The sequence below is a fragment of the Sulfitobacter sp. HI0129 genome (assembly GCF_001635395.1).
Taxonomy (GTDB): domain Bacteria; phylum Pseudomonadota; class Alphaproteobacteria; order Rhodobacterales; family Rhodobacteraceae; genus Sulfitobacter.
The window spans coordinates 1-1453 of the sequence record NZ_LWGH01000701.1; the positions used below are offsets into that span (position 1 = coordinate 1).

A 1453-nucleotide genomic window follows, 5' to 3' on the forward strand; every position below is an offset into this window, starting at 1 on the left:
CGTGCCGCGCCGTCATCTTGGCGACTTCGGCCATCAGCGTGGCCCGGCTGTCCAGCGGGCGCGACTGACGCGATGCCCAGGCCCCCAGCCTGCTCTTGAGAGAGCGCGAACGATAATAGGCGTCGGCCTGCGGGCCATCCTCCCGCGTGATCGTCCCCCGGGCGCGAATCTGGCGGCGCAGGGATTTCCAGTGCATCACGAAGGCGGCGCGCCCGGCGGCGTCCAATTCTTCGGCCTTGGCGCTTTCGTAATTGGTGTAGAAAACGAAAGCTGCGTCCTCGATATCCTTCAGCAGCACCATACGCGCATTGGGCATCCCCTGCGCATCCACGGTGGACAATGCGATGGCATTGGGATCGTTCGGCTCCGCCGCCTCGGCCTCCTGCAGCCAGCGGCGCGCGATGCCGAACGGATCATCGCCCGCGAATATGCCGTTGCGCTCTTCCATCTTCTCGATTCCCAGCGATCGGTCCCGTCTGATGCGGGTTCCGAAGGTGACCTATAACATATGACATAGCACTACAACAAAAGCGAGACCCGCAAACTCATTGCGCAATGCTAAGGAGAGTTGTGTCCGGCCTGCCCGAATCCACGCAGTCTTGAAGCACTGCGAGCAATGACCTAAACGTCAAATCTTATAACACGAAGTGACTGGGATGAGCCAATGGGCAATGACTTGATGCAGGGTAAACGCGGGCTCATCATGGGGTTGGCCAACGACAAATCCATCGCCTGGGGGATCGCCCGGACGCTGGCGGACGCGGGCGCGGAACTGGCCTTTTCCTACCAGGGCGAAGCGTTGAAGAAACGGGTCGACCCGCTCGCCGCCCAACTGGGCAGTGACATTGTCCTGCCCTGCGATGTGGGTGACGAAAGTTCTGTCGATACGCTGTTCGAGACCTTGGGCCAGAAGTGGGACAATCTGGACTTCGTGGTTCACGCCATCGGGTTTTCCGACAAGAACGAACTGCGCGGCCGCTATGTTGATACCACCCGGGGCAATTTCACCCGCACGATGGATATTTCGGTCTATTCCTTCACCGCCGTCATGCAGCGCGCCGAGAAGATGATGAACGCGGGCGGCAGCGCCGTCACGCTCACCTACTACGGCGCCGAACAGGTAATGCCGCATTACAACGTGATGGGCGTCGCCAAGGCCGCGCTGGAGGCGAGCGTGAAATACCTCGCCGAGGATCTGGGCAAGGACGGCATCCGCGTGAACGCCATTTCCGCCGGTCCGATCAAGACGCTGGCCGCCTCCGGCATCGGCGATTTCCGCTACATCATGAAGTGGAACGAATACAATTCCCCCCTGCGCCGCAACGTGACCATCGACGATGTCGGCAAGGCCGCGCTCTATCTGCTGTCCGACCTCGGCAGCGGCACCACGGGGGAAAACCTGCATGTGGATTCGGGCTATCACATCGTGGGGATGAAAGCCGTCGACGCCCCC

Annotated in this window: 2 protein-coding genes; one reads left to right on the forward strand and one right to left on the reverse strand. The window is 61.1% G+C overall.

The genetic code is table 11. From position 1 onward, the window contains the following. On the reverse strand, positions 1-448 hold a 448-nt coding region (locus A3764_RS17620; protein ID WP_067951847.1), incomplete at its 3' end, for a pyridoxine/pyridoxamine 5'-phosphate oxidase. Between the two features lie 216 nt (positions 449-664). Here A3764_RS17620 and fabI point away from each other — a divergent pair. Beyond that, positions 665-1453: enoyl-ACP reductase FabI (gene fabI, locus A3764_RS17625; RefSeq protein WP_067951849.1), on the forward strand; the 789-nt coding region annotated here is incomplete at its 3' end.